At 72.0% G+C, this 22,473-nt stretch carries 22 protein-coding genes, 1 pseudogene and 2 riboswitches; of the genes and pseudogenes, 10 read left to right on the forward strand and 13 right to left on the reverse strand.

Going from position 1 to position 22,473, the window contains the following annotated elements:
- Positions 1–95: 95 nt before the first annotated feature.
- Positions 96–224, reverse strand: a complete 129-nt coding sequence (locus ACIP98_RS03910; protein ID WP_319657856.1) for an NPCBM/NEW2 domain-containing protein — start codon at positions 222–224, stop codon at positions 96–98.
- A gap of 30 nt (positions 225–254) precedes the next feature.
- Between ACIP98_RS03910 and ACIP98_RS03915 the strand changes: the two are divergent.
- Positions 255–407 (forward strand): annotated as a pseudogene (locus ACIP98_RS03915) (response regulator transcription factor); the annotation flags it as partial.
- 37 nt (positions 408–444) lie between these two features.
- On the opposite strand, the gene ACIP98_RS03920 reads toward ACIP98_RS03915, so the two are convergent.
- Positions 445–1,125, reverse strand: a complete 681-nt coding sequence (locus tag ACIP98_RS03920) for a response regulator (RefSeq protein WP_401973577.1) — start codon at positions 1,123–1,125, stop codon at positions 445–447.
- 570 nt (positions 1,126–1,695) lie between these two features.
- On the opposite strand from ACIP98_RS03920, the gene ACIP98_RS03925 reads away from it, so the two are divergent.
- The 4 genes from ACIP98_RS03925 (at position 1,696) to ACIP98_RS03940 (ending at position 5,884) form a co-directional block, all read left to right on the forward strand.
- A complete protein-coding gene (locus ACIP98_RS03925; RefSeq protein WP_319657431.1) occupies positions 1,696–2,802 on the forward strand; it encodes a ricin-type beta-trefoil lectin domain protein in 1,107 nt (368 codons plus the stop codon).
- Between the two features lie 391 nt (positions 2,803–3,193).
- On the forward strand, positions 3,194–4,621 hold the full coding sequence (locus tag ACIP98_RS03930; RefSeq protein WP_319657432.1) for a DEAD/DEAH box helicase: 1,428 nt from the start codon (positions 3,194–3,196) through the stop codon (positions 4,619–4,621).
- Between the two features lie 124 nt (positions 4,622–4,745).
- Positions 4,746–4,825: riboswitch (cobalamin riboswitch) on the forward strand.
- Between the two features lie 60 nt (positions 4,826–4,885).
- A complete protein-coding gene (locus tag ACIP98_RS03935) occupies positions 4,886–5,107 on the forward strand; it encodes a CbtB domain-containing protein (protein ID WP_319657433.1) in 222 nt (73 codons plus the stop codon).
- Positions 5,108–5,125: 18 nt separating this feature from the next.
- A complete protein-coding gene (locus ACIP98_RS03940) occupies positions 5,126–5,884 on the forward strand; it encodes a CbtA family protein (RefSeq protein WP_319657434.1) in 759 nt (252 codons plus the stop codon).
- A 284-nt stretch (positions 5,885–6,168) separates the two neighbouring features.
- On the opposite strand, the gene ACIP98_RS03945 is transcribed toward ACIP98_RS03940, so the two are convergent.
- Complete coding sequence (locus ACIP98_RS03945) at positions 6,169–6,513, reverse strand: hypothetical protein (protein ID WP_319657435.1); 345 nt, start codon at positions 6,511–6,513, stop codon at positions 6,169–6,171.
- Positions 6,514–6,820: 307 nt separating this feature from the next.
- On the opposite strand from ACIP98_RS03945, the gene ACIP98_RS03950 reads away from it, so the two are divergent.
- Complete coding sequence (locus tag ACIP98_RS03950; protein WP_319657436.1) at positions 6,821–7,774, forward strand: hypothetical protein; 954 nt, start codon at positions 6,821–6,823, stop codon at positions 7,772–7,774.
- A gap of 15 nt (positions 7,775–7,789) precedes the next feature.
- On the opposite strand, the gene ACIP98_RS03955 is transcribed toward ACIP98_RS03950, so the two are convergent.
- The 9 genes from ACIP98_RS03955 to ACIP98_RS03995 all read right to left on the reverse strand — a co-directional run bounded on the left by ACIP98_RS03955 (position 7,790) and on the right by ACIP98_RS03995 (position 16,611).
- Positions 7,790–8,917 (reverse strand): LLM class flavin-dependent oxidoreductase, encoded by a 1,128-nt coding sequence (locus ACIP98_RS03955; RefSeq protein WP_401973580.1) that lies wholly within the window; start codon positions 8,915–8,917, stop codon positions 7,790–7,792.
- Positions 8,918–8,931: 14 nt separating this feature from the next.
- The gene (locus ACIP98_RS03960; RefSeq protein WP_401973581.1) at positions 8,932–10,026 is read right to left on the reverse strand and encodes an LLM class flavin-dependent oxidoreductase; all 1,095 of its coding nucleotides are present in this window, start codon (positions 10,024–10,026) and stop codon (positions 8,932–8,934) included.
- Entirely contained in the window at positions 10,023–11,396 is a 1,374-nt protein-coding gene (locus tag ACIP98_RS03965) for an NtaA/DmoA family FMN-dependent monooxygenase (RefSeq protein ID WP_401973583.1), read from the reverse strand. Before ACIP98_RS03965 ends, ACIP98_RS03960 begins: the two co-directional genes overlap by 4 nt.
- 18 nt (positions 11,397–11,414) lie before the next feature.
- Entirely contained in the window at positions 11,415–12,701 is a 1,287-nt protein-coding gene (locus ACIP98_RS03970; RefSeq protein WP_401973584.1) for an LLM class flavin-dependent oxidoreductase, read from the reverse strand.
- Positions 12,702–12,745: 44 nt separating this feature from the next.
- Positions 12,746–12,880, reverse strand: a complete 135-nt coding sequence (locus ACIP98_RS03975) for a putative leader peptide (RefSeq protein ID WP_401973586.1) — start codon at positions 12,878–12,880, stop codon at positions 12,746–12,748.
- A gap of 68 nt (positions 12,881–12,948) precedes the next feature.
- Complete coding sequence (locus ACIP98_RS03980; protein WP_319657442.1) at positions 12,949–13,686, reverse strand: GNAT family N-acetyltransferase; 738 nt, start codon at positions 13,684–13,686, stop codon at positions 12,949–12,951.
- 40 nt (positions 13,687–13,726) lie between these two features.
- A complete protein-coding gene (locus ACIP98_RS03985; RefSeq protein WP_401973589.1) occupies positions 13,727–14,758 on the reverse strand; it encodes a transporter substrate-binding domain-containing protein in 1,032 nt (343 codons plus the stop codon).
- A gap of 78 nt (positions 14,759–14,836) precedes the next feature.
- Positions 14,837–15,613 carry an amino acid ABC transporter ATP-binding protein gene (locus ACIP98_RS03990; RefSeq protein WP_401973591.1) on the reverse strand — a complete coding sequence of 259 codons (777 nt, stop codon included), beginning with the start codon at positions 15,611–15,613 and terminating at the stop codon, positions 14,837–14,839.
- A complete protein-coding gene (locus ACIP98_RS03995; protein ID WP_401973593.1) occupies positions 15,610–16,611 on the reverse strand; it encodes an amino acid ABC transporter permease in 1,002 nt (333 codons plus the stop codon). Before ACIP98_RS03995 ends, ACIP98_RS03990 begins: the two co-directional genes overlap by 4 nt.
- A 578-nt stretch (positions 16,612–17,189) precedes the next feature.
- Positions 17,190–17,332: riboswitch (SAM riboswitch) on the forward strand.
- A gap of 242 nt (positions 17,333–17,574) precedes the next feature.
- On the opposite strand from ACIP98_RS03995, the gene ACIP98_RS04000 reads away from it, so the two are divergent.
- Positions 17,575–18,384 carry a glutathione S-transferase C-terminal domain-containing protein gene (locus ACIP98_RS04000; RefSeq protein ID WP_401973595.1) on the forward strand — a complete coding sequence of 270 codons (810 nt, stop codon included), beginning with the start codon at positions 17,575–17,577 and terminating at the stop codon, positions 18,382–18,384.
- Positions 18,385–18,402: 18 nt separating this feature from the next.
- On the opposite strand, the gene ACIP98_RS04005 is transcribed toward ACIP98_RS04000, so the two are convergent.
- On the reverse strand, positions 18,403–18,909 hold the full coding sequence (locus ACIP98_RS04005; RefSeq protein ID WP_319657447.1) for a cupin domain-containing protein: 507 nt from the start codon (positions 18,907–18,909) through the stop codon (positions 18,403–18,405).
- Between the two features lie 136 nt (positions 18,910–19,045).
- On the opposite strand from ACIP98_RS04005, the gene ACIP98_RS04010 reads away from it, so the two are divergent.
- From ACIP98_RS04010 to ACIP98_RS04020, 3 genes are all read left to right on the forward strand, one after another.
- Positions 19,046–19,480 (forward strand): Rrf2 family transcriptional regulator, encoded by a 435-nt coding sequence (locus tag ACIP98_RS04010; RefSeq protein WP_319657448.1) that lies wholly within the window; start codon positions 19,046–19,048, stop codon positions 19,478–19,480.
- The gene (locus ACIP98_RS04015; protein ID WP_401973597.1) at positions 19,477–20,394 is read left to right on the forward strand and encodes a DsbA family protein; all 918 of its coding nucleotides are present in this window, start codon (positions 19,477–19,479) and stop codon (positions 20,392–20,394) included. Before ACIP98_RS04010 ends, ACIP98_RS04015 begins: the two co-directional genes overlap by 4 nt.
- Positions 20,395–20,885: 491 nt before the next feature.
- Positions 20,886–22,463, forward strand: a complete 1,578-nt coding sequence (locus tag ACIP98_RS04020; RefSeq protein ID WP_401973599.1) for an ABC transporter substrate-binding protein — start codon at positions 20,886–20,888, stop codon at positions 22,461–22,463.
- The last annotated feature ends 10 nt before the right edge of the window (positions 22,464–22,473 follow it).

A 22,473-nucleotide genomic window follows, 5' to 3' on the forward strand; every position in this document is an offset into this window, starting at 1 on the left:
TGACAGCCGCAGCAGCCGCGCCACGGTGTCCCGCGGACTGCGCAGCCCGGCGGGCGCACCCGGGTGAGGTGTCGCCCGGGCGCGGCCGAGGCGGTTCAGCAGGTGGCGTTCAGGCCGGCCCAGTCGGCGCGGTCGTTGTAGCCGCCGTCGCCGACCACGAGGTCGAGCACCCGGACGCCGGTCAGGTCGACGTCGGCCTGGAGGACGTCGTCGCGGGTGACCACGCCGCTGCCGGAGCCGGTCCTTGGGGGCCGGGCGGCCCGGAGAGCGCCGAGGCGCTGCTCGTCCGGGACGAGAACGCCGATCCCGTCACCGACACGGTGACGGTGACCGTCGGACGGCCGCGCCGCACGCTCTGCGGGCGGCCGGTGGCCACCATCCCCGGCGTCGGCTACCGCATCGTGTGAGGCGTCACACGGCACGACACCTCGCACGAGAGGGAGTTCATCTCTGGAACTTGTAGCCGACTCCTCGCACGGTGAGGAGATGACGCGGCCTTCCCGGGTCCGACTCGATCTTGATGCGCAGGCGCCGCATGTGCACGTCGACGGTCTTGCCGTCGCCGAAATGGTCCGCACCCCACACCTGGTCCAGGATCTGCTGCTTGGTGAGAACCCGACCGACGTTCTGCAACAGAAAACGCAGCAGCTCGAACTCCTTCAACGGAAAGTAGACCTCCTTTCCGTTGACCAGGGTGAGGTGCTCTTCGACGTCCATCCGGACGGGCCCCGCCTCGAGTATGTTCAAGGGGACCTGCTCCAGACTGCCTCGGCCGCGCAGCACCGCACGGATGCGGGCGATGAGTTCCCGGCTGGAGAACGGCTTGGTCACGTAGTCGTCCGCGCCCATTTCCAGTGCCACCACCTTGTCGATCTCACTGTCCTTGGCGGTGACCATGATCACTGGCACATTCGACGTCTGACGGAGTCTGCGGCAGACCTCGAGTCCCGGCAATTCCGGGAGAATCCAGTCCAGCAGGACCATATCGGCGCCGTCGCTGCCGAACTGACTCAGCGCGTCGGGGCCGGTGTCCGCGACGGCGACTTCGTATCCCTCCGCGCGCAGCACGAGGCACAGGGCTTGGCTGATCGCCCGATCGTCCTCGACGACGAGAATCCTGGTCACGGGGACCTCCGGAACCGGCGCAGGTCGCCGTGTGCGCCGGAAGCGGAACGCCGCCACGCCCGCGCCGGCGCGTCGTCCACCACCCTGCCCCTGACGCCCCGGCGACCTGTGACACGCTCGACCGCCCGGCAGCGGCGCCACTCACCGGAACCGCCCCGGACGGGAAGCACCCTTCCTGCCGCCCTCGCACCGTCGGCGCGACGCGCGCCGTGACCCACCTCGCCGCCCCGCGCGCTTGCTCTGCCGGCCCCATCGGCACCCCCGCGCCACCGCCCCTGACCGCACCACGCGGCCCGGCCCCCTCGCGCCCCCACTACGACGCCCCCGTTCCATCCTCGTACGGCAATCATTCATTTATCCGTAAGAATAGGTTCATCTAGTGAGGCTACCGAAGGGCAATCGCCCAGGCCCCCCGCCCCGTTGACACGTCTCAGTGGCACGGATCCCCATGCCGCGGACGCACAGGTTCCAGGCATTGACAGGTATGCGTCAGTAAGGTTTCCTTTCAATCCGGTGGCCACCCCTGTCCCACACGTTCGGACGTTCTCCAACGATCGGAAGAGGTGACCCATGACGCGTACTCGCTTTCGCCTGGGCCTCGCTGCCCTCGGCGTCGCCGCCGCCACGCTGACCGCGACGGTCGGCATCGGCGCGACCACATCGAATGCCGCCGGAGCCACGCAGGCCGCGGCGGCCGCGGGGCCGACCGCGGCTCAGCTGCTGGCCAAGGCGCAGAGCTGTACACCGGCCTCGAACGGCAAATACGCGACCGACGACGGCGAAGCGGCGACCGTGCAGATCTGCAAGAACGGTTCCGCGTACACCTGGACGTCGGACATGGACATCGACTGCGACGGCGTGGGTACGACGCACTGCAATGCCGCCACCGACCCCTGGTACCAGCCGCAGACGTCCTTCGAGACCTCCACCGGACAGCCCTTCACCTCCGAGACGACGCACTACTACGTCATCCCGCTGCCGAGCAGCCGCTTCAACTACCAGTCCGCAGGCATCTCCCCGGGCAGCGTGGCGGCCGTGGTCTACAACGGCAACGTGGTGTACGCCACCTTCGCCGACGAGGGCCCGGACAACATCATCGGCGAAGGCTCTTACGCGCTGGCCACCGCGCTCGGCATCGACCCCAACCCCGCCACCGGCGGCACCGAGGGCCCGGTCACGTTCATCGTCTTCCCGGGCAAGGTGGCCAGCCCGATCGAGAGCAACACCGCCATCGACAACGTCGGGGCGTCCGCGGCCACCACCTGGGTCGGCGGCACCACCACGCCCCCGGGCGGCACGGGGCCGATCCGCTCCGGGTACTCGGGCAAGTGCGTGGACATCGCCGGCGCGGCCAGCACCAACGGCACCGCGGTCCAGCTCTACGACTGCAACGGCACCGACGCCCAGAAGTGGACCGTCGGCAGCGACGGCACCCTGCGGGCGCTCGGCAAGTGCATGGACGTCGTCGCCGCCGGCACCGCCAACGGCACCAAGGTGGACCTGTACGACTGCAACGGAACCGGCTCACAGGTCTGGCAGAAGTCCGGCAGCACGCTGGTCAACCCGCAGTCCGGCAAGTGCCTCGACGCCACCGGGCCGAGCTCGGCCAACGGCACCCGGCTGCAGATCTGGACCTGTGCCGGCTCCACCAACCAGCAGTGGACGCTGCCCTCCTGACGTAAAGGCAGTTTCCGTCGGACACGCGTGACAGCAGGGCCTCTCGTGCAGCTCGGGGTCGTCGGGGACCATCGAGCACCCGGGAGGCCCTGCCTGCGCGGGCGGCCGCCCGCCCGCGGCGGCGGGAGCGGGCGCGGCGGCCCACGTCACACGGCTCACGCCGGCCCGCCCGGCGAATCGGACCCAGCGGGTAAACTCGCGGGGAGCAGCGCCGTCGCCCGGGCGTCGGCGCCCGGCGCCGGCACGCACGACGCACCTGGGACCCGCGCCGAAGGTGCGGGACCGCCCGCTGCTGATCACTGTCCAGTCTTCGGCTCGTTCTGGCGACTTTCCGGCCGCACCGCTCCACCGGGAATCCCTCGATGCGAAGCCCCGTCGAGGAAGGTTCCGCATGAACCGTTCGCCCCGTAACGACCACCGCTCGGGCGGCAGGGGCCGCCCCACGGCACCACAGGGCGAATTCGCGGCACCCCGGACGGTCACCCCCGGCCTCCCGCCGGTCGCGGCGTTCGCGGAGCTGGAGCTGCCGTCGCCCCTGTTGAGGACCCTGACCGAGCTCGGAGTGGACGAGCCGTTCCCCATCCAGGCGGCCACGCTGCCGAACGCGCTGGCCGGCCGGGACGTCCTGGGCCGGGGGCGCACCGGCTCCGGCAAGACCCTGGCCTTCGGCCTGGCGCTGCTGGCCCGTACCGCCGGGCAACGGGCCGAGCCCAAGCGGCCCAGGGCCCTGGTCCTGGTGCCCACGCGGGAGCTGGCCCAGCAGGTCACGGAGGCCCTCACCCCGTACGCCCGGTCGCTGGACCTCAGGCTCGCGACCGTGGTCGGCGGGCTGTCGATCGGCCGGCAGGTCGGGGCGATCCGGGCCGGGGCGGAGGTCGTGGTCGCCACGCCCGGGCGGCTGAGCGACCTCGTCGCGCGCCGTGACTGCCATCTGGACCACGTGCGGATCACGGTGCTCGACGAGGCCGACCAGATGGCCGACCTGGGCTTCATGCCGCAGGTGACCGAGCTCCTGGACCAGGTGCGCCCCGGTGGCCAGCGGATGCTGTTCTCCGCGACCCTGGACCGGAACATCGATGCCCTGGTCGACCGCTACCTGACCGATCCGGTGGTCCACTCCGTCGACCCCGCGGCCGCGGCCGTCGTGGCCATGGAACACCACGTGCTGTACGTCCACGCCGCCGACAAGTTCGCCGCCGCCACGGAGATCGCCGCCCGGGACGGCCGAGTGATCATGTTCCTGGACACCAAGCACGCGGTCGACCAGTTCACCCGGCACCTGGAGGGGTCCGGGGTGCCGGCGGCGGGGCTGCACAGCGGAAAGTCCCAGCCGCAGCGCACCCGGACCCTCGCCCGGTTCAAGGCCGGCGAGGTGACGACCCTGGTGGCGACCGACGTCGCCGCCCGCGGCATCCACATCGACGACCTGGACCTCGTGGTGAACGTCGATCCCCCCGCCGACGCCAAGGACTACCTGCACCGCGGCGGGCGGACCGCGCGGGCCGGCCGGTCCGGCACGGTGGTGACCCTGGTCACCTCCCACCAGCGCGGGGCCGTGACGCGGCTCATGTCCGACGCGGGCATCCGCCCCACGATCACCCAGGTGCGCTCCGGTGAGGCGGCGCTGAGCCGGATCACCGGGGCTCAGGCCCCGTCCGGGGTCCCCGTCGCCGGCGCCGCGCCCGTGAGCGCTCCGGCGCGTGGCGGTGCCCCGTTCCGCGGCCTGGGCTCGCGGCCCGGGCGGGAGTCGCGCAAGGCGGCCGAGGCCCGCCAGATGGCCGCGGCGCGCGAGGCCGCCCGGATCCGCCGGGGCAAGTGACCGCGGTCCCGCGGTGACGTGCACATCGGGCCCGGCGCGCTGACGGCGACTCCCCGCAGACGGTGCGGTCTTGGCCGCGGACGCGCGGCGCGATACGGTTTGGCGGATACGACGACGGCATGGCGGAAGCCGGTGAGAACCCGGCACGGTCGCGCCACTGTGAACCAGGCAGCCCCCAGATGCGGGACGCCCGGTGAGTCAGACCCGCAGCCGCCGTCCTGTGCACCACCGAGATGGGACGCGAACTCCCGAGGAGGACCTGCCATGGCGCAGCCTGTCGCCCAGCCGCCAGTCACCACCCCCGTCATCCCGGTCAAGCTGCCGCTGAAGGACATAGCCCCCTGGGCGGTCTTCATCGGCGTCCTCATGCTGATCCTCCTGTACTTCGTCGGCGCCGAGCAGGGCGCCACCTCCGTGGTCAACGGCGCGGACGTCCACGAGTGGGTGCACGACGCCCGTCACCTGCTCGGCTTCCCCTGCCACTGACGAGGACTCCGTACCCCCATGAACTCGGCAACCGTGAGGAACCTCCTCGTCCGCGGCATGCTCGCGGGCCTCGCCGCGGGCGTGTTCGCCCTGCTCGTCGCCTACTTCCTCGGTGAGCCCGGCGTCGACGACGCCATCGGCTTCGAGGAGGCGCACGCCCCGGCGCACGAGCACGAGGTCGAACTCGTCAGCCGCCACCTCCAGTCCACCGCCGGCCTGGCCACCGGCGTCCTCCTCTACGGCGTCGCCTTCGGCGGGATCGCCGCACTGGCCTACTGCTTCGCGCTCGGCCGCGTCGGCCGCTTCTCGGTGCGCGCGACCGCGCTCCTGCTGTCGGGCTGCGCGCTGCTGGCGGTGTACGTCGTTCCGTTCCTCAAGTACCCGGCCAATCCGCCGTCGGTGGGCGACCCCGACACCATCGGCAAGCGCACCACCTTGTACTTCCTGATGATGGTGCTCAGCGTCCTGCTGGCGATCGGCGCCGTGATCCTCGGCAAGCGCCTCGCGCCCCGTGTGGGCAACTGGTACGCCACCGTGGTCGCGGTCGCGGCGTTCGTCGTCGCCGTCGGGCTGGCCTACGCCTTCCTGCCGGTCGTCAACGAGGTGCCGGCGGACTTCCCGGCCGCCCTGCTGTGGCGGTTCCGACTGTCCGCCCTGGCCATCCAGGTCACGCTGTGGGGCGGCTTCGGACTCCTCTTCGGCGAACTGGCCCACCGGCTGCTGTCGCCCCGTCCCGCTCCGTCCGCGTCCGGCCGTGCGGTACCGGCGGCCAACTGAGCCACCACCGGTCGAACAGGGCCCGCGGCACCGTCCGTCCGCGGGCCCTTTCGCGTGTCCGCGGGCCGGCCGGGGTGACCGGGCCCAGTGCGTATGACGGCGGTCATTCCCATTCGTCGCCTGCGGAGCAGTCCCGGATTCCCACCAGGTTCCCTCTGACGACGCGTCCCGCCCGGCGGACGGGGCGAACCAGCTGCGTCGGTCACCTTGCGGGTCCTCGCGGCTGATGGGCGGCGACGCCGACATCCCGGGAGCGCGTTTCCTCCGCACGCCGATCGGCAACGTCAGCGGCGGAGCAGCCGCTGCCTGCGCAACACCCGTTCGGCGAGCACGACGTTGACGATCGCGGCAGCCGTCAGAACCACCACGTTCAGCACCGCGCTCCCGACGCTCAACCAAGCGGCTTCCTCGCCGTCCGGCCCGGCAACGGGCAGCCAGAGCGCGCCGATCGCCGAAATCGCCGCATAGCCTCCGTACATCGCCGGCAGCGCCACGGCACCCGAGGGCAGGGCCAGAGCGACCGCCACCAGGTAGTAGACCGCTCGTTCCTGGACGGCCCCCGCCACGGCAAGGCACCCGATCAGCGCCACGTACGCCGCTGCCGCAGCTCTCCCGACCATGCGCTTCATCTTCCGCCCCCACCGTGCGCGCCTCGGCCCCGGACCATGGTAAGGCGGGCATCCCTCCGAGCAGGAGGGAACGGGCGACGGCCCGCCCGCGCGACCGGTTCCCACCACCTCGGCGACGCGGCAGGGTGGCGTCAACATCCGCACGCCGGGCGACACAAACGCGTAGCGAAGGGCCGTGGTGGCCCGAGGGGGGCACCGGCGGTGACATGATGGCTACGCGGTGCCCCGATGCGCAGGTCACCGCCCCTGGCAACCGCCCCGGGCAGGGGCCGGGGTGAACGGTCCTGACCCGGGAACGGAAAGGCTCGTGGTGCGGGAAGATCGTGGGAAGCGGCAGGCGGCGGTCCTCGATGTCGGCTGCCACAGCGCCCTGTTGACGGTGGTGCGACGGTCGGAGGACAGCGAGCTGGAGCCGGTGCTCTCCCGCAAGGTGCGGTTGGGACTGCACCAGAGCCTCGGCCCGGAGGGCCGGTTGCGCAGGTCGGGCGTCAGGACCGTGCAGGAGGCCGTGGCCGAGGTGGTCGCCGCACACCCCAGGCTCCGGCTGCCCGAGGTCTTCGCGTTCGCCACCTCCGTCATCCGGGACGCGCCCAACTGCGACGACGTCATCGAACGGGTCGCGGACAGCACCGGCGTGCGCCTGCGGGTGCTGTCCGGCGAGGAGGAGGCCCGGCTCGCCTATGCGGCGGCCCGCCGCTGGGCGGCCCCCGCCGACGGTCCGCTTCTCGTGCTGGACATCGGCGGCGGCACCGTGGAGATCGCCTCCGGCAGCGGCGCCCGTCCCCGCACGGTGCACTCGCTGCCGCTGGGCGCCCGCGCCGTCACCCGAAGGCATCTGCCCGGCGGCACCGCTTCTTCCAAGAAGCACCTGGCCGAGGTCCGCAAGCAACTGCGCCGGTCCCTGAGCGCGGTGTCCGGGCTGCCCCGCGCCGAGCCGGACGGCCGGATCCTGGCCTGCTCCAAGACCTTCACCCAGCTCGCCCGGCTCGCCGCCGCGACCCGCGACAAGCCCACGCGCACGCCCGAGCGGCTGACCCTGCCCGCGCTGCGGGACGCCCTCGACCTGCTGGCCGCCGTGCCCCCGGAAAGCCGCGACAAACTCCCCGGCATCTCCGCGCACCGCGCCGAGCAGTCCCTGGCCGGGGCGCTGGTGGCCGAGGCCCTGATGGAGGCGTGCGATGCGCACAGCGTGACGATCTGCCCCTGGTCCACCCGCGAGGGGCTCCTGCTCGAACGCCTCGGCAACTCGACCGGCCGCTGACACGGCGTGCCCCGTTCAGCGGCGATGCCACTCCTCGGCCAGGAGCCGGAAGGAACGCACCCGGTCGTCGTGGCCGTGGGTGATGGTGGTGACGATCAACTCGTCGGCGCCGGTGGCCTCCTGGAGTTGTTCGAGCTGGTCGGCGACGCGCCCCGGGGTGCCGACGAACCGGGTCTCCAGCCGGTCGGCCACCAGGGCGCGGTCCTCCTCCGTCCAGGTGTGCGCGCGGGCCTGTTCGGGGGTGGGGAATTCGATGGCGCCCTCGGCGGTGCGGATGCTGCGGACCCAGAGGCCGTACCCGGTGGCGAGCTCGCGGGCGGTCGCGTCGTCCTCGGCGACGACCACGTCGGCGGAGACGCTCACGTACGGCTTGTCCAGCACCTCGGACGGCTGGAAGGCGGCGCGGTAACCGTCGGCGGCCTCCAGCACGGTGCCCGGGCTGACGTGGTAGTTCGCGGCGAAGCGCAGCCCGTTGCGGCCGGCGACCTCGGCGCTCTGGCCGCCGCTGCTGCCGAGGATCCACACCTGGAGGTCGGCGCCCTCGCCGGGCACGGCATGTGCCTCGATGCCGTCCGGGGAACGGTACGTGCCGCGCAGCAGCGCCAGGATGTCGTCGATCTGCTCCCCGTAGTCCTGGGACCGGGCGTCGGGCTGCTGGAGCAGCCGCCGCTGGAGCGCGATGCGGGGTGAGCCGAGCAGATGCTCGAACGAGAACCTCGGCGGGATCCGCAGGCCGTTCGGCGTGCGTCCGTCGACGACCGGTGTCGTGGTGGGCACCGCGCTCTGCGGGCTCGCCGGCGGCCGGCCGCCGGAGCGGCCCAGTCCCAGGTCGAGGCGCCCGGGGTGCAGGGCGTCGATGAGACCGAACTCCTCCACGGTGGACAGGGCCGTACGGTGGCCGAGTTGCACGGCTCCCGAGCCGAGCCGGATCGTGGAGGTCGCGGCCGCCGTGAGGGCCAGGACCACGGCGGGTGAGGTGCCCGCGACACCGGGGTTCAGGTGGTGCTCCGCGAACCAGTAGCGGGCGTAGCCGAATTCCTCGGCTCTCCGGGCGAGGTCGATGCTGTTGCGCAGGGCCTTCGCGGCGGTGGAGCCGGAGGATATGTGGACGAGGTCGAGGACCCCTAGCGGTGTGCGGGACACGGTGGGCTTTCTCCTCAACGGTGCGCGGGCGACGGGCGGGCGGGTTCGGACGAGGACGGGGCGGGGCCCCAGGGGAACGGCGGGTCGGGAATGTCGCGCCGCAGCACCGGGGCGACGCCGGACTGGAAGAGTTCCAGCGAGTCGCGGTGCCGGTCGCCGCTCAGGCCGCTCGCGTCGGCGTGGATGTGCAGGACCGTGTGGCCGAACTCCTCGTGGTAGCGGTGCACCTTGTCGATGACCTGCTGCGGGCTGCCGACCAGCGCCGAGCTGCGCGCCACGAAGTCCTCCAGCGTCGGGAAGACGGGCTCGAGGCCGAGCCGCTTCTGGAACGCCAGGTGCCCCTCGAACACGGGCCGGTAGCCGCTGAGCGCCTCCTGGGAGGTACGCGCGACGTACAGGCCGGCCGTCCCGGCACCCACCGCGATGTCCGCGGGGTCGTGGCCGTGGTGCTCCCAGCGTTCGCGGTAGTGGCGGATCAGCTCCGCGTACGGCTCGATCGGGTGGGTGACGTTCGCGGAGAACAGGGGGTCCCCGTACCGGGCGGCGAGGTCCACCGACTCCTTGCTGGTGGCGCTGCCGTGCCAGACCCGGATCGGCTGCTGCAGCGGCCTCGGCCAGACCTCCGCGTCCTTCAGCGGCGGACGGAAGCGCGTGTCGGCGGTCACCCTCTCCTCCCGCCACAGTCGGCGGAAGACCTCATATCCCTCGGCGTTGCGGTCCCACTGGTCCTCGGGGGTCACGTGGAACAGGTCGCGCTGCGCCGTGCCGTTCCCCTTGCCGATGATCAGCTCCAGACGGCCCCCGGACAGGTGGTCCAGCGTCGCGTAGTCCTCGAACGCCCGCACCGGGTCCAGCAGGCTGAGCGTGGTCACGGCGGTGAAGAGCCGGATCCGCGAGGTCAGCGCGGCGATGTGGCTGAGGACGACCGGCGGGGAGGAGGAGATGAACGGGCGCTCGTGCCGCTCCCCCACACCGAACCCGTCGAAGCCCAGCTCCTCGGCGAGCAGCGCGTTGTCCAGGACCTCGCGGAACCGGGCGCCGGTCGGCTTGACCACCCCCGTCACCGGGTCCGGGGCGTGCACGATCAGGGTGATGGCCAGGAACCTCATGACGCCGCCCGCTCGGCCGGAGGGGCGTCGGGGTGCGCGAGACCGAGGTGGTCGCGGAGCGTGGTGCCCTCGTAGTCGGTACGGAACACGCCCTGCTCCTGCAACAGGGGGACGACGGTGTCGGCGAAGGCGTCCAGGCCGCCCGGGGTGATGTGCGGGACGAGGATGAAGCCGTCGGAGGCGTCCGCCTGCACGAAGTCGTTGATGGTCGTGGCGACCGTGGCCGGGGAGCCCACGAAGGACTGACGGTTGCCGGTCTCGATGACCAGGTCGCGGATCGACCACTTGTTGGCGGCGGCCAGTTCCCGCCATTCCCGCACGGTGGCCAGCGGGTCGCGGTACATGCGGACCTGGGCGCGCCCGCGGGCGACGGTGTGCTCGCCGAGGTCCGGGTCGATGTCCGGCAGCGGGCCGTCGGGGTCGTAGCCGGACAGGTCGCGGTTCCAGACGAATTCCAGGTGCTTGATCGCGGTGGCCCCGCTGACCTGCCGGCGTCGCACCTCGTGGGCGATCTCCTTCGCCTCGGCGTCGGTGTCGCCGAGCACGAAGGTCGCGGCGGGCAGGATCAGCAACTGCTCCGGCTCGCGGCCGTACTTGGCCAGGCGGCGCTTCACGTCCTGGTAGAAGGCCTGGCCTTCCTTCAGCGTGCTGTACCGGCTGAAGATCGCGTCCGCGTCGGCGGCGGCGAACTCGCGGCCCTCCTCCGAGTCGCCGGCCTGGAAGATCACGGGGCGCCCCTGGGGGCTGCGGGGGACGTTGAACTGCCCGTGGATGTCGAAGTGCTGCCCCTTGTGCACGAAGGCACCGGCCCTGGCGTCGCTCAGGAACGCGCCGGTCGCATGGTCGGCGAGGATCTCGTCGCCGTGCCAAGAGTCGAAGAGCTCGCGGGTGGTGGCGAGGAACTCCCTGGCGCGCGAGTAGCGCTCGTCCTGCGGGAGGAAGCCGCCCCGGCGGAAGTTCTCGCCGGTGAAGGCGTCCCAGGAGGTGACGACGTTCCAGGCGGCGCGCCCGCCGGACAGGTGGTCGAGGCTGGCGAACTGCCGTGCCACCTCGTACGGCTCGTTGAAGGTGGAGTTGATCGTGCCCGTCAGACCGAGGCGTTCGGTGACGGCCGCGAGCGCGGTGAGGACGGTGAAGGTGTCGGGGCGGCCGACCACATCGAGGTCGTAGATCCTCCCGCCCTGTTCGCGCAGGCGCAGCCCCTCGGCGAGGAACAGGAAGTCGAACTTGGCCCGTTCGGCGGTCTGCGCGAAGTGCGTGAAGGAGCTGAACTCGATGTGGCTGCCGGCCTCCGGGTCGCTCCACACGGTGGTGTTGTTGACGCCGGGGAAATGGGCGGCCAGATGGATCTGCTTCAGCGGCTTGCTCATGACGTACGGTCCTCCGGCTCAGGCGTGCGCGGTCGTGGCCGCGGCGGCGTAGCGGTTGGCGGGACGGGCAAGGCCGAGCAGGCCGCGCAGGGTGTCCGCCTCGTACGCGCCGCGGAACGCCCCGCGGCGCTGCAGTTCTGGAACGAGGCCGCGGGTGATCGCCGGAAGGTCGTGGCCGATCACGGCGGGGCGCAGCCGGTAGCCGGTGAGCCCGGCGCGTTGCCACTCCAGCAGGAGGTCCGCCAGCTCGGCGGGAGTGCCCGTGAAGATCTTCGCGTCGCTGGTGTAGGGGGATCCGGCCAGGCCGTCCAGGCGTTCCCGGCGGGCCCGCGCCGCGGCGGGATCGTCGTCGAGGAGGACCACGAGGTCGCCGAAGACGTGCAGGAGCTCCCCCGCCCGGCCGGCCGCGTCCTGTTCGGCACGGATCTCGGCGACGACGGCCCTGGCCTGGTCGCTGTCGTGAGGGGTCACGTATCCGATGTCCGCCGAGCGCGCCACGAGACGGAACGGCACGGTGCGGTGGGCGAGAGCGCTGACGACGGGCTGGCCCTGGGGCGGCCGGGGGGTGATGGAAGGGCCCTTGACGCTGAAGTGCCGGCCCTCGAAGTCGATGTAGTGCAGTTTGTCGCTGTCGATGAAGCGGCCGGTGGCCACGTCGCGGATCTCCGCGTCGTCCTCCCAGCTGTCCCAGAGGCGGCGCACCACCTCGACGTAGTCGGCCGCCTCGTCGAACAGGTCGGCGATCAGTTCTTCGACGGCCGGGGTGCCGAGGTCGTCGATCCCGAAAGCCGGGATCGTCCGCCGGCCGAAGTGCGCGGCCTCGTTCGGTCGCGCCGAGACCTGGACGCGCAGACCGGCGCGGCCGGAGCTCACGTAGTCGAGCGTGGCGATGGCCTTGGAGAGGTGGAAGGGCTCGGTGTGGGTGGTGACCACGGTCGGCACGAGGCCGATGTGCCGGGTCACCGGGGCGACGCGGGCGGCGACCAGGACGGCGTCCAGGCGGCCGCGCACCTGGTCGGTGCGTGCGTCGGGCTCGGTGAAGTGGGAGGACTGCGGGCCGAGGGAGTCCTCGATCGTCACGAAGTCGAGCAGTCCGCGCTCGGCCTCGGTGACGACGTCCTGCCAGTAGCGGGCGGTGAGCAGTTCCCTGGGGCGGGCTTCGGGCTCACGCCAGGCGGCCGGGTGCCAGCCGGCGCCGTCGAGGGCGACGGCGAGATGCAGGGGGTTGTCGGGCGAGAGGGAGGAAGCGGGGTACGGCGAGGAGAAGTCCGATGACACGGAGGGAGCCTTCCTGATCGACCACATGTCTCACCGACCCTCGTCCGGAGGGCCGGCGGCGGGAACGGGGGTCAGGAACTACAGAGAGAGCCGGCGACGCGCTGCAGGTCGATGTGCGGCCGGGAGTACAGGTGGACCTGGCGGGGCGAAGCGAGGACCGCGAAGGACGCGCGGGGCACGAGGGACACCGTCGGCACGACCCTCACCTCCGCTCTCCGCGCGATCCGGCGGGCTGCGCTCCGCCGAGAACTCTCCCACCAACGCAACAGCGTTCCTACCCCGTCTGTTCCCGCGGGACGCCCGGGGTCCGCACCAGCAGGAACGTCGTGCGGCGTCGCAGGGTGAACCCGAGGGACTCGTAGAGCCGGATGGCACCGGAGTTGACGGCCGCGGCGTGCAGGAACGGGGTGTCCCCGCGGTCCCTGATCCCCGCGGCGACGGCCCGCACCAGGCGGGTCGCCAGGCCTCGGCCGCGGCGGTCCGGGTGGGTGCACACCGCGCTGATCTCGGTCCATCCGGGCGTCCGCAGCCGTTCGCCGGCCAGCGCGACCAGCCGGCCGCCCTCCCGGATGCCGAGGTAGGCCCCGAGTTCGACGGTCCTGGGGAGGAAGGGGCCCGGCTTGGTCAGGTCGATCAGGTCCAGGATCTCGGGCACGTCGGCGAGGCCGAGGCGTACCGCATCCGGTGCGTGCTCGGCGCGCAGCGAGGTGTCGACGAGCTGGACCCCCTCGCCGCCCGCGACGAGTTCCCATCCGTCCGGGGGCGTCCGCGCGCCGGTCACCGCGACGGCGGCACCCGGCCCGGCCAGCGCGGCCAGGTCGTCCCAGGCCCGGGGATCGCCCGGGTCGGACAGCGCGGTGAACGGGGAGACGTCGACGGGGTAGCGGGCGGCCAGGCCGACGCGCTCGGCGAACCGGGCGTGCGGACCGGTCAGCGCCGCCCAGGCGGGGTTGTCGAGGACGTGCGGTGCGGCCGGACTGTGGGTGCGGTCCACGGGGATGCTGAGGGACATGGCTGCCGGATCTCCGTACGGTCGTGCGGCGGACGGGACGTCAGGAGTTGTCGAGCGGCAGCCCGGGCGGATTGACCTCCGAGGTGGCGACGGCCTCGTTGGACAGGTTCCAGGCGCTCAGCCACTTGGCGTACTGGCCGTTGTCGATCAGGTGGTTGATCGCGGCGGCGACGGGCTTGGCGAGCCCGCTGTCCTTCTTCGCGGTCGCGGCGATCAGGCCCTGCAGACTCGCGCCCGCGCCGGAGTACTTGCCCGCGTTCCGGGTGGGGTTGGGGGTCGTCGCGTCCTGCGTGATGTGGTACGAGATGCCGGGGTTGGGACCGAAGTAGGCGTCGATCTTCTTGCCGGTGAGCGCCAGATAGGTGCTGTTGTTGTCAGGGAAGTACTTGACGGTCAGCTTCTTGCCCTCCCCCTGGAGCTTCTTCCGCCACTCCAGGAGGATCTTCTCCTGGTTGGTGCCGGCTCCGACCGCGACGGTCTTCCCGGCGAGGGTCCGGTAGTCGTCCGCGAAGTTCCAGGTGCTGTCCTTCAGCACCTCGAAGGCCAGGTTGTCCTGACGGTAGGAGGCGAACTCGTACGTGCGCTTGCGTTCCTCGGTGTCCGTCACGTTGGAGAAGGCCACGTCGACCTTGCCGCTGTCGATGCCGACGAAGAGGTTCTCCCACGTCGAGTTCTTCACGACGGGCTTGAGCCCGAGTACCGCGGCCACCAGCCGGCCGAGGTCCGGTTCCGCTCCGGTGAGGGTCTTCTGGTCGCTGCCGACGTAGGCCAGCGGCGGGAAGCCGGCAGGCAGCGCGCCGAGGCCGATGACCAACTCCCCCTTCGCGGCGATGTCCTTGGGCAGGCCCGCGCTGATGGCCTTCACCTCCGGCACCTTCAAGGTGGTCTCCTGGGCGGCGCCGTTGGACAGGCTGCCCACGGTCACCGTGCCGGAGGACGAGGGGCCGGCTCCGGTGGCGGTGGACGCGCTGCTGTCACCCCCGCAGGCGGCCAGGCCGCCGGCGAGGAGGACGAGGGCGGTGGTGGCCGTGAGGGTGCGGATGATCCTGACGCGGAAATGAAGGGTGGGCATGGCCGTCCTTGTTCGTGGGTGTACGTGCGTGTACGTGCGTGTACGTGGGTGCGGGTGTACCGGGGTGCCGGGGAGCGTTCAGAGCACCTTGCTCAGGAACTCCCTGGTCCGCTCGTGCCGGGGGTGGTTCAGCACCTGCTCGGGCGGGCCCTGCTCGACGATCCGGCCGTCGTCGATGAAGACGATCCGGTCCGCGACCTCCCGGGCGAAACCGATCTCGTGCGTGACGATGACGAGGGTGGTACCGCCGGTGGCCAGGTCCTTGATGACGGACAGCACCTCGCCGACCAGTTCGGGGTCCAGCGCGGAGGTGGGCTCGTCGAAGAGGATGACGCCGGGGCGCAGGGCCAGGGCCCGGGCGATGGCCACCCGCTGCTGCTGTCCGCCCGACAACTGCCGGGGGTAGGCACCCGACTTGTCGGCCAGTCCCACCCGGCCGAGCAGGGTGCGGGCCAGGTCCCGGGCCTCCGGCTTGCGCAGCCGGCCGGTCGCCACCGGCGCCGCGGCCACGTTGTCCAGCACCGTCAGATGCGGGAAGAGGTTGAAGTTCTGGAACACGAAGCCGATCCGGCCGCGCTGGGTGAGGATGACGCGCTCGCTCAGTTCCTTGAGACGTTCGCCGTGCCTGCGGACGCCGATCGGCTCGCCGTTCAGGCTGACATGACCGATCTCGGGCTTCTCCAGGTGGTTGATCACCCGCAGCAGGGTGGACTTGCCGGAGCCGGACGGCCCGATGATCACCGTGACCTCTCCCGGCCGGACGGTCAGGCTCACCCCGTCCAGCACCCGGTGGGTGCCGTACCACTTGTGCACGTCGTGGACCTCCACCGCGGCGGGCTGTACGTCGGTGGTCATGGCGTGGCCTCCGTCCGGATCCGGGCCCGCAGGTCGCGCAGCGCGGCCCGCAGCTTCTGTGCGGGGGTGGGCGGGACGGTCCGCAGCGCGCCGCGCGAGTAGTACCGCTCCACGTAGAACTGGACGACGGAGACGACGCTGGTGAGGATCACGTACCAGACCGTGGCGACCAGCAGCAGCGGCACGATGTCGCCGGGATAGGTGCTGCCCATGCTCTGCACCGAGCCGAACAGGTCGAGCAGTGAGACGTAGAAGACCAGCGAGGTGCCCTTGATCAGGCCGATCAGCTGGTTGACGTAGTTCGGGACGACGGACCGCAGGGCCTGGGGAAGGATGATCCTGGCGAACTGGTAGCGCTTCGGCAGGCCGAGCGCCGCGGCCGCCTCGTGCTGGCCCTGGTCCACCGAGAGGATGCCCGCGCGCACCACCTCGGACGCGTAGGCCGCCTCGTTGAGGCTCAGACCGATGACGGCGACCACCATGTCGGTGGCGAGCCTGGACTCGTCGAAGGTGAGGAAGGCCGGCCCGAAGGGCACTCCGAGGCTCAACGTCCGGTACAGCGCGCTGAAGTTGTACAGGAACAGCAGCACGACGATGAGCGGTGTCGAACGGAACAGCCAGGTGTACGTCCAGCTGACGGCACGCAGCACAGGGCTGCCGGAGAGCCTGGCCAACGCGAGCGCGATGCCGCCGAGGAGACCGAGCACCGCGCTGTACGCCGCCACCTCGAGGGTGATGAGCAGTCCGTCGAGGATCACCGGGCGCACGAACCAGTACCCGAAGCGGTCCCACTGGAAGAACGGGTTGGTCAGCAGGCCGTGCCCGATCTGGGCGACCAGCACCAGCACGATCGCCGTGGCGATCCACCGGCCGGGACGGCGCAGGGGCAGGACCCGCTGTGCGGAACGGGGTGGCGGACCGGGTTCGGGCCCCTTGGCCGGCTCCTGGGCCGGGGGTGCCGTGCGGGAGGACACAGCGGTGCCGGGGGGTTCACTCATCGGGACTCCAGCGAATGGGTGCGCCCCGGTCGCGCGGGCGACGGGGGACCGGCCGGGCGACGACGGCACGGCGGCACGGGGCACAGGGGGCGAGCGGAACGGGGCCGAACAGGCGGGCGCTCCCGCCGCGTCAGGGGGAGGTGCCGGCGTTCAGGGGGTTGCCGTCAGGCCTGACAGCGCCCGCGACAGAGCGCCGAACAGGCGTGACACAGCGCGCTGTTGACGCGGAGCAGACCGACGGGCCGCCGCGTGTACGCCTGGAGCAGGCCGTGGCGCCGCCACGCTGCCGTCCCCGGGGTTGCGTACATCGCCGTCACCGTCACCGTTCCGCCCCGCGGGGGGGCCTCGTGTCCAGCGGAGGTCGTGGGGTCCGGCGGTCACCCGGGTCGGCCACCGTCATACGGGAGTTGACGCCGGGCGGCCGGGCCCGCAGCTGACGCTCAGGACCGTTCTGCGGCGTAAGTTAGGCACGGGCCGAAGAGAATGTCAACGACGTCGTCCCACATGCCGGACGCCACCGTGAGACGCGCATCGCCTTCTTGACGCGCCGGGTTTGCCGGGCCAACACTGATGGGAACGGTCACGATTGTCAGCGCCCGCGGTGCCGTTTCCGGCTCCGTGGGTCATCGGCCCCGGCCCGCTGACAGGCAACCCTCACATCGCGGTGGGGTGCCCCGGGTGACGACCGGGTCCCGCCGGCGCGGCGGGTCAAGCGCGGTCCCGCGTCCCGCGGGCCCCGAGCCGGGGAGGCGGACATGTCCAGGGCACGATCCGCGCTCCTCACCCGTCGGCTGCACATCGACTTCCTGCGCGTCTGCAGCGCGTTCGGCACGGCCGGCTGACCCGGAGGAGTCCCCCGCCGTACCGACTCAGGGGCCATGTGCGACCGGGCACAGGGCCTTCAGCCGTTCCGCCCGCCGGTGCCCGAGGGCAACCGGGGGCCCACCGTGCCCTGGAGAGTGCATGCCCGAGACGATCCCGCGCGATTCCGGCCCCGCCGGCCCCGCGCCGCTCAGTGACCTCAGCTTCCGCTCGACCTGTACCACGCTGCCGCGCACGTCCCGTCCGGAGCGTTTCCGCAGCCGGATCGGTGTCGACGTCGCCGGCGGCTTCTACCCGGCCCCGCGCCGCTACGAGGTGTTCCTCACGGCGGCGCGGTGCCCGCAGTCGCGGCGGGTCGCCGTCACCCTCGACCTGCTCGGGCTCCGGGACTCCGTCGTCACCACGGTCGTTCCGGCGGCGTCCCCCGATGCCGCCGAAGCCGCCGCGCTCGCGCCGTTGCGCAGGGCGTACGAGGCCACCTGGCACGGCTACGACGGACCGCTCACCGTACCGGCCCTGTGCGACCGGTGGACCGGACGGGTCGTCAGCAACCACACCGCCGACATCCTCCGCGACCTCGCGGGCCGTCTCGGCGACGCGGCATGCGGTCCCGTGCCCGACCTGTGCCCGCCGGCCCTGCTGAAGGAGATCGAGGCCGTCCAGGATCTGGTGGAGGGCTGCGTCACGCGCGCCGCGGAGCGGGCCGCCGCGGCGCAGGCACCGGCCGACCGCGCGAAGGCCCTCGACGGGCTGCTGAGCACGCTCGGGATGCTGGACCGCCGGTTGGCCGACGGGCGCTGCGTCCTGGGCGGGAGGCTGACCGCGGCGGACGTCGATCTGTGGGTGGCCCTGTCCGGCCTCGCGGGTGGCGTGCTCTCCCGGTACGAGCACCTCACCGCCTACGTCCGCCGTCTCGCAGGGCAGTACGCGGCCTTCGGCGCCCCGCGCTGAAGGCCGCGTGCCGGCGCCTCAGGCTTCTTCGGCCGGAAGGGCGTACAGCCCGGGAAGGTTGACCACGATCGCCTCCTGAGTGCTGCGGGCGATGACGACCACGGCCTCCTCCGCGGGGTCGGGGTTCTCCTCCCGGTGCGGCACGAACGGGGGCACGAAGATGTAGTCGCCCGGTGAGGTGCGCAGCCGCACCTCACCGGGCCCCTCGCCGGAGTCGTCGAGGAAGACGAACTCGGGGTGCCCGCTCACCACGTAGATGGCGGTCTCGGACTCGCCGTGGTGGTGGTCGGAGGACGATGTCGCGGGGGCCACATGGGTCTGACCCATCCACAGTTTCTCGGAACCCACGGTCCGCCCGCTGACGGCGGCGAACCTGCGCATCCCGCCGGTCTGCGCCGTCCCGTCGTCCAGGGAGTCCGCGCGGACGTGGTGGAGCCGGGTGCGCAGGGGCGCGGCCCCGTGCCCGGGAGTGTCGTGGAGATGGGGGTGAAAGCCCTCACCCGGGGTCGTCGACGGCTCGCTCATGCCGGGACGGTAGAGCGGCCCCGAAAAGGATGTCAAGAAGTGTCCATTGCCCTTCACCTGCGGCAATACTCCCGCAATGTGGAGAGCGGGCAGCGCGGGCCCTGGTCGCGGGGGCCGGGTCGGGCATGATGTGACCATGCATATCTCCGCGAAGGCGGACTACGCCGCACGGGCCCTCCTGGAGCTCGCCTGTGAACCCGCCCGCCCACTGACGTGCGAAGCCATCGCCTCCTCGCAGCAGATCCCGTTCCGGTTCCTGAAGTCCGTCGTGGGCGAGCTGCGCAAGGCCGGGCTGGTGCGCAGTCAGCGCGGCTGCGAGGGCGGCTACTGGCTCGGCCGCCCTGCCGAGGAGATCACCCTCCTGGACATCGCGCTCGCCGTCGACGGCGAATTGATCACCTTGCGGGGCGAACCGCCGGCCGGGCTCGACTACCCCGGCGCCGCCTCGGGACTGCCCGGTGTGTGGCGCCAGGTCGAGGCGAGCGCGGCGGCGATCCTCGGTGCAGTCACCCTGCTGTCGCTGCTGCCGGCGGGCGCCCGGGAACAGCCGGCCCGGAAGGGAGCCGCGTGACGGACGGAGCGCCCTGGCCCGCGCTGGAGGTGGTCGAGTACACCGATCCGCTGTGTCCGTGGGCCTGGGGTTCGGAGCCCGTCTTCCGCAAGCTGCGGGCGGCGCTGGCCGGCCGGGTCCGGTGGCGCCGGGTCTACTGCCTCCTGTTCGACCTCGACGACGACCCGGCGCCCGACTCCGCCGCCGAGACCGCCTGGTACGCGGGCTACGTCGAGGGGATCAGTGCCCACACCCGGGCGCCGCGGGCGCTCCGGCTGAGCCGCGTGGCGGCGAGTTCCTGGCCGTCCTCGCTGGTGGCCAAGGCCGCCGAACTCCAGGGCCGGGACGTGGCGGACGGGGTGCTGCGCCGGCTTCGGGAGACCGTCTTCGTCCTGGGCGAACCGGCCGACACGCCCGCGCTGGCACTGTCCGCCGTACGCGGAGTGCCGGGTCTCGACCTGGAGCGGCTCACGGCCGACGCGGCGTCCGCCGAGGTGCTGGAGCAGGTGCGCGCCGACCGGGCCGAGGCGCGTCGCCCGGTGCGCGAGGTCCTGTCGGTTGCGGACCGGTCGCCGCACCCGGGCACCGCCAAGGAGACCGGCGACGGCGGGTACCGGTACGCGCTGCCGACGCTGCTCGTCCGCGCCCCGGCGGGACATCGCGTGGTGCCGGGCTGGCGGACTTACGAGGAGTACGCGGCAGCCGTGGCGGAGCTGTGCCCCGGCCTGCCGGACGTGCCGCGCCCGCTCTCGCCGGCCCGGGCGCTGCGGCACTACCGGAGCCTCACCGGTCCGGAGCGGGAACTGCTGGCGGAAGGCCCGTGGCCGCCGCGGGAGGCGGTCCGGGTGGAGACCGGGAACGGCCCCTTGTGGCTGCATCCCGACGAGGCCGCGGTGCACCCGGCGACCTGCGGAGGCGCACGCGGCGCGCCCTGACCTGCCGCTGAGGCGCAGTCAGGACGCCGTCCCGACCAATGAGACACCAATTGGTGTCTATTGACAGCCGTTCGCGACGGTCGCCAGGATGTGCAGCATGCTCACGACGCACCCCGGTGTGGTGTGCCGCTACGTGGACCTGCGGCGCACCTCCAGCGCTCTCTGTCGCTGACCGGCCGACGCCCACGGCCCACAGGCGCCTGACCGTTCCCGTCAGCGCCGGCCGTCCCGCCGCTCAGCCGTCGCGGGCGCCCGCCGCCCGCGCCGCCGCCTTCGCGCTTCGCCGCCTCTCCCCATCCACCTCCTGGTGAGCCCCCGCGTACCCGCCGCCGCCCTGCCCCGAGCGCGGCGTGCCCGACGTGTGTCTCAAGAGCCTGCGTCGGCACGTCCGTAAGGGCACGGGCCGGCGTCCGGCGCGGGTGCGAACCGCGCCCGCCGCCGCGCCCCGCCCGCCCAGAGACGGGCCGGGGCCCCTCGCAGAAAGCCGTGACATGCCCGGACGACTCACGCCCCGCCGCCGCCCAGGACCCGACCCGCGATCCCCCCGAACGGCGGGCCGGCTGCGTGCCGCCGCCCTCGGCACCGCCCTCGTCTGCGTGCTCGCCCCCGGCCTCAGCGCATGCGGCGACGGCGCGGGCGCCGCGACCGGCGGCGCCACGCTGAAGTGGGCCTCCTCCTACTTCCCCGCCCACTGGGACCCGGTGGTCTCGGGCAGCGGTGCCCAGTTCCGCGAACTCGCGCTCGTCTACGCCTCGTTGACGCGCACCGACGAGAACGGCAAGGCCGTCCCGGACCTCGCCAGAAGCTGGGAGTACAACGACAAGGGCGACGAGATCACCTTCCATCTACGCCCCGGCCTGACCTTCAGCGACGGCCAACCGGTCGACGCCGCCGCGGTCAAGGCGGCTGTCGAGCGGGCCAAGAAGCAGCAGAACTCGGCACTGTTCGGCGACCTGACCTCGATCAAGTCGGTGGACGCCCGGGGTCTGGACGCGATCGTCCACCTCACCCAGGTCGACTACCAGATCCCCCAGCTGCTCGGTCAGCGCGTCCTGCAGATCGCCAGCCCCAAGGCGGCCGCGCATCCGGAGAAACTGGACCAGGACCCCGTCGGCGCCGGGCCCTTCGTCGTCGAGCAGCTGATCCCCGGCACCAAGGTCCTCCTGAAGAAGAACCCGGACTACTGGGACGCGAAGAACATCCACATCGACGACGTGGAGCTGGTCTCGGCCCCCGACGCGTCGACGGTCGTCTCCGGGCTGCAGACCGGCGTCTACAACTTCGCCGACATCAAGCCGAGTCAGGCCGACGCCGCCAAGAAGGCCGGACTCGACGTGTTCGTCCAGCCCGGCTTCAACGCCTCGAACATCAGCCTCAACATCAACAAGCCGCCGTTCGACAACGACAAGGTCGTCGACGCCGTGCGCCACGCCATCAACCGCAAGGAGTTCGTGGACAAGCTGACCTTCGGCTACGGCGAGGCGACCGACCAGCCGTTCCCCAAGGGCTACGTGGCCTACGACCCGCGGTCGGAGAACGCCTACCCGTACGACCCGGCGAAGTCGAAACAGCTCCTCGCCGAAGCGGGCCGCAAGCCCGGCGACATCAAGCTCGACCTGGTCATCCCGGCGGAGGACCCGCAGGCCGAGATCGTCCAGTCGCAGCTGGCGGCCGTCGGCATCGCCGTCACCATCAAGATCGACAAGAATTGGGCCACCCCGTTCTTCGCCAAGGACCTGACGTTCTCGCTCTACGGCACCACGGGACGCGACTCCGCGGCGCAGACCCTCACCGCCCACTTCGGCCCCGACGGCCCGCTGAACCTCAGCTCGCCCTACGAGCCGTCCGGTTTCGAGGCGGCCATCTCCAAGGTGCGCCGGACCCCGCTGAACGCACCGGACTACGCGCAGATCCTGCAAGCGGCGACCCGGGCGGGGCTGCGGACCAAGGCGCTGGTCTTCACCTACTCCTCCCCGAACCTCTTCGCCAAGAGCAGGTCGATATCGGACCTGCCGAAGAACCCGGCCCACCTGGACTGGACCGGCGTGACCATCTCCGGCCGCGACTGACCTCCGTCCA

The sequence above is a fragment of the Streptomyces sp. NPDC088354 genome (assembly GCF_044753585.1).
In the GTDB taxonomy this organism is placed as follows: Bacteria; Actinomycetota; Actinomycetes; order Streptomycetales; family Streptomycetaceae; genus Actinacidiphila.

Excerpts from the sequence above, each read along its gene's own strand:
- ACIP98_RS03960 (WP_401973581.1), bottom strand. The coding sequence starts at position 10,026 with ATGAGGTTCCTGGCCATCACCCTGATCGTGCACGCCCCGGACCCGGTG.
- ACIP98_RS04020 (WP_401973599.1), top strand. The coding sequence starts at position 20,886 with ATGCCCGGACGACTCACGCCCCGCCGCCGCCCAGGACCCGACCCGCGA.
- ACIP98_RS03925 (WP_319657431.1), top strand. The coding sequence starts at position 1,696 with ATGACGCGTACTCGCTTTCGCCTGGGCCTCGCTGCCCTCGGCGTCGCC.
- ACIP98_RS04010 (WP_319657448.1), top strand. The coding sequence starts at position 19,046 with ATGCATATCTCCGCGAAGGCGGACTACGCCGCACGGGCCCTCCTGGAG.
- ACIP98_RS04005 (WP_319657447.1), bottom strand. The coding sequence starts at position 18,909 with ATGAGCGAGCCGTCGACGACCCCGGGTGAGGGCTTTCACCCCCATCTC.
- ACIP98_RS03935 (WP_319657433.1), top strand. The coding sequence starts at position 4,886 with ATGGCGCAGCCTGTCGCCCAGCCGCCAGTCACCACCCCCGTCATCCCG.
- ACIP98_RS03995 (WP_401973593.1), bottom strand. The coding sequence starts at position 16,611 with ATGAGTGAACCCCCCGGCACCGCTGTGTCCTCCCGCACGGCACCCCCG.
- ACIP98_RS04000 (WP_401973595.1), top strand. The coding sequence starts at position 17,575 with ATGCCCGAGACGATCCCGCGCGATTCCGGCCCCGCCGGCCCCGCGCCG.
- ACIP98_RS03990 (WP_401973591.1), bottom strand. The coding sequence starts at position 15,613 with ATGACCACCGACGTACAGCCCGCCGCGGTGGAGGTCCACGACGTGCAC.
- ACIP98_RS03965 (WP_401973583.1), bottom strand. The coding sequence starts at position 11,396 with ATGAGCAAGCCGCTGAAGCAGATCCATCTGGCCGCCCATTTCCCCGGC.
- ACIP98_RS03930 (WP_319657432.1), top strand. The coding sequence starts at position 3,194 with ATGAACCGTTCGCCCCGTAACGACCACCGCTCGGGCGGCAGGGGCCGC.
- ACIP98_RS03980 (WP_319657442.1), bottom strand. The coding sequence starts at position 13,686 with ATGTCCCTCAGCATCCCCGTGGACCGCACCCACAGTCCGGCCGCACCG.
- ACIP98_RS03985 (WP_401973589.1), bottom strand. The coding sequence starts at position 14,758 with ATGCCCACCCTTCATTTCCGCGTCAGGATCATCCGCACCCTCACGGCC.
- ACIP98_RS03945 (WP_319657435.1), bottom strand. The coding sequence starts at position 6,513 with ATGAAGCGCATGGTCGGGAGAGCTGCGGCAGCGGCGTACGTGGCGCTG.
- ACIP98_RS03970 (WP_401973584.1), bottom strand. The coding sequence starts at position 12,701 with ATGTGGTCGATCAGGAAGGCTCCCTCCGTGTCATCGGACTTCTCCTCG.
- ACIP98_RS03940 (WP_319657434.1), top strand. The coding sequence starts at position 5,126 with ATGAACTCGGCAACCGTGAGGAACCTCCTCGTCCGCGGCATGCTCGCG.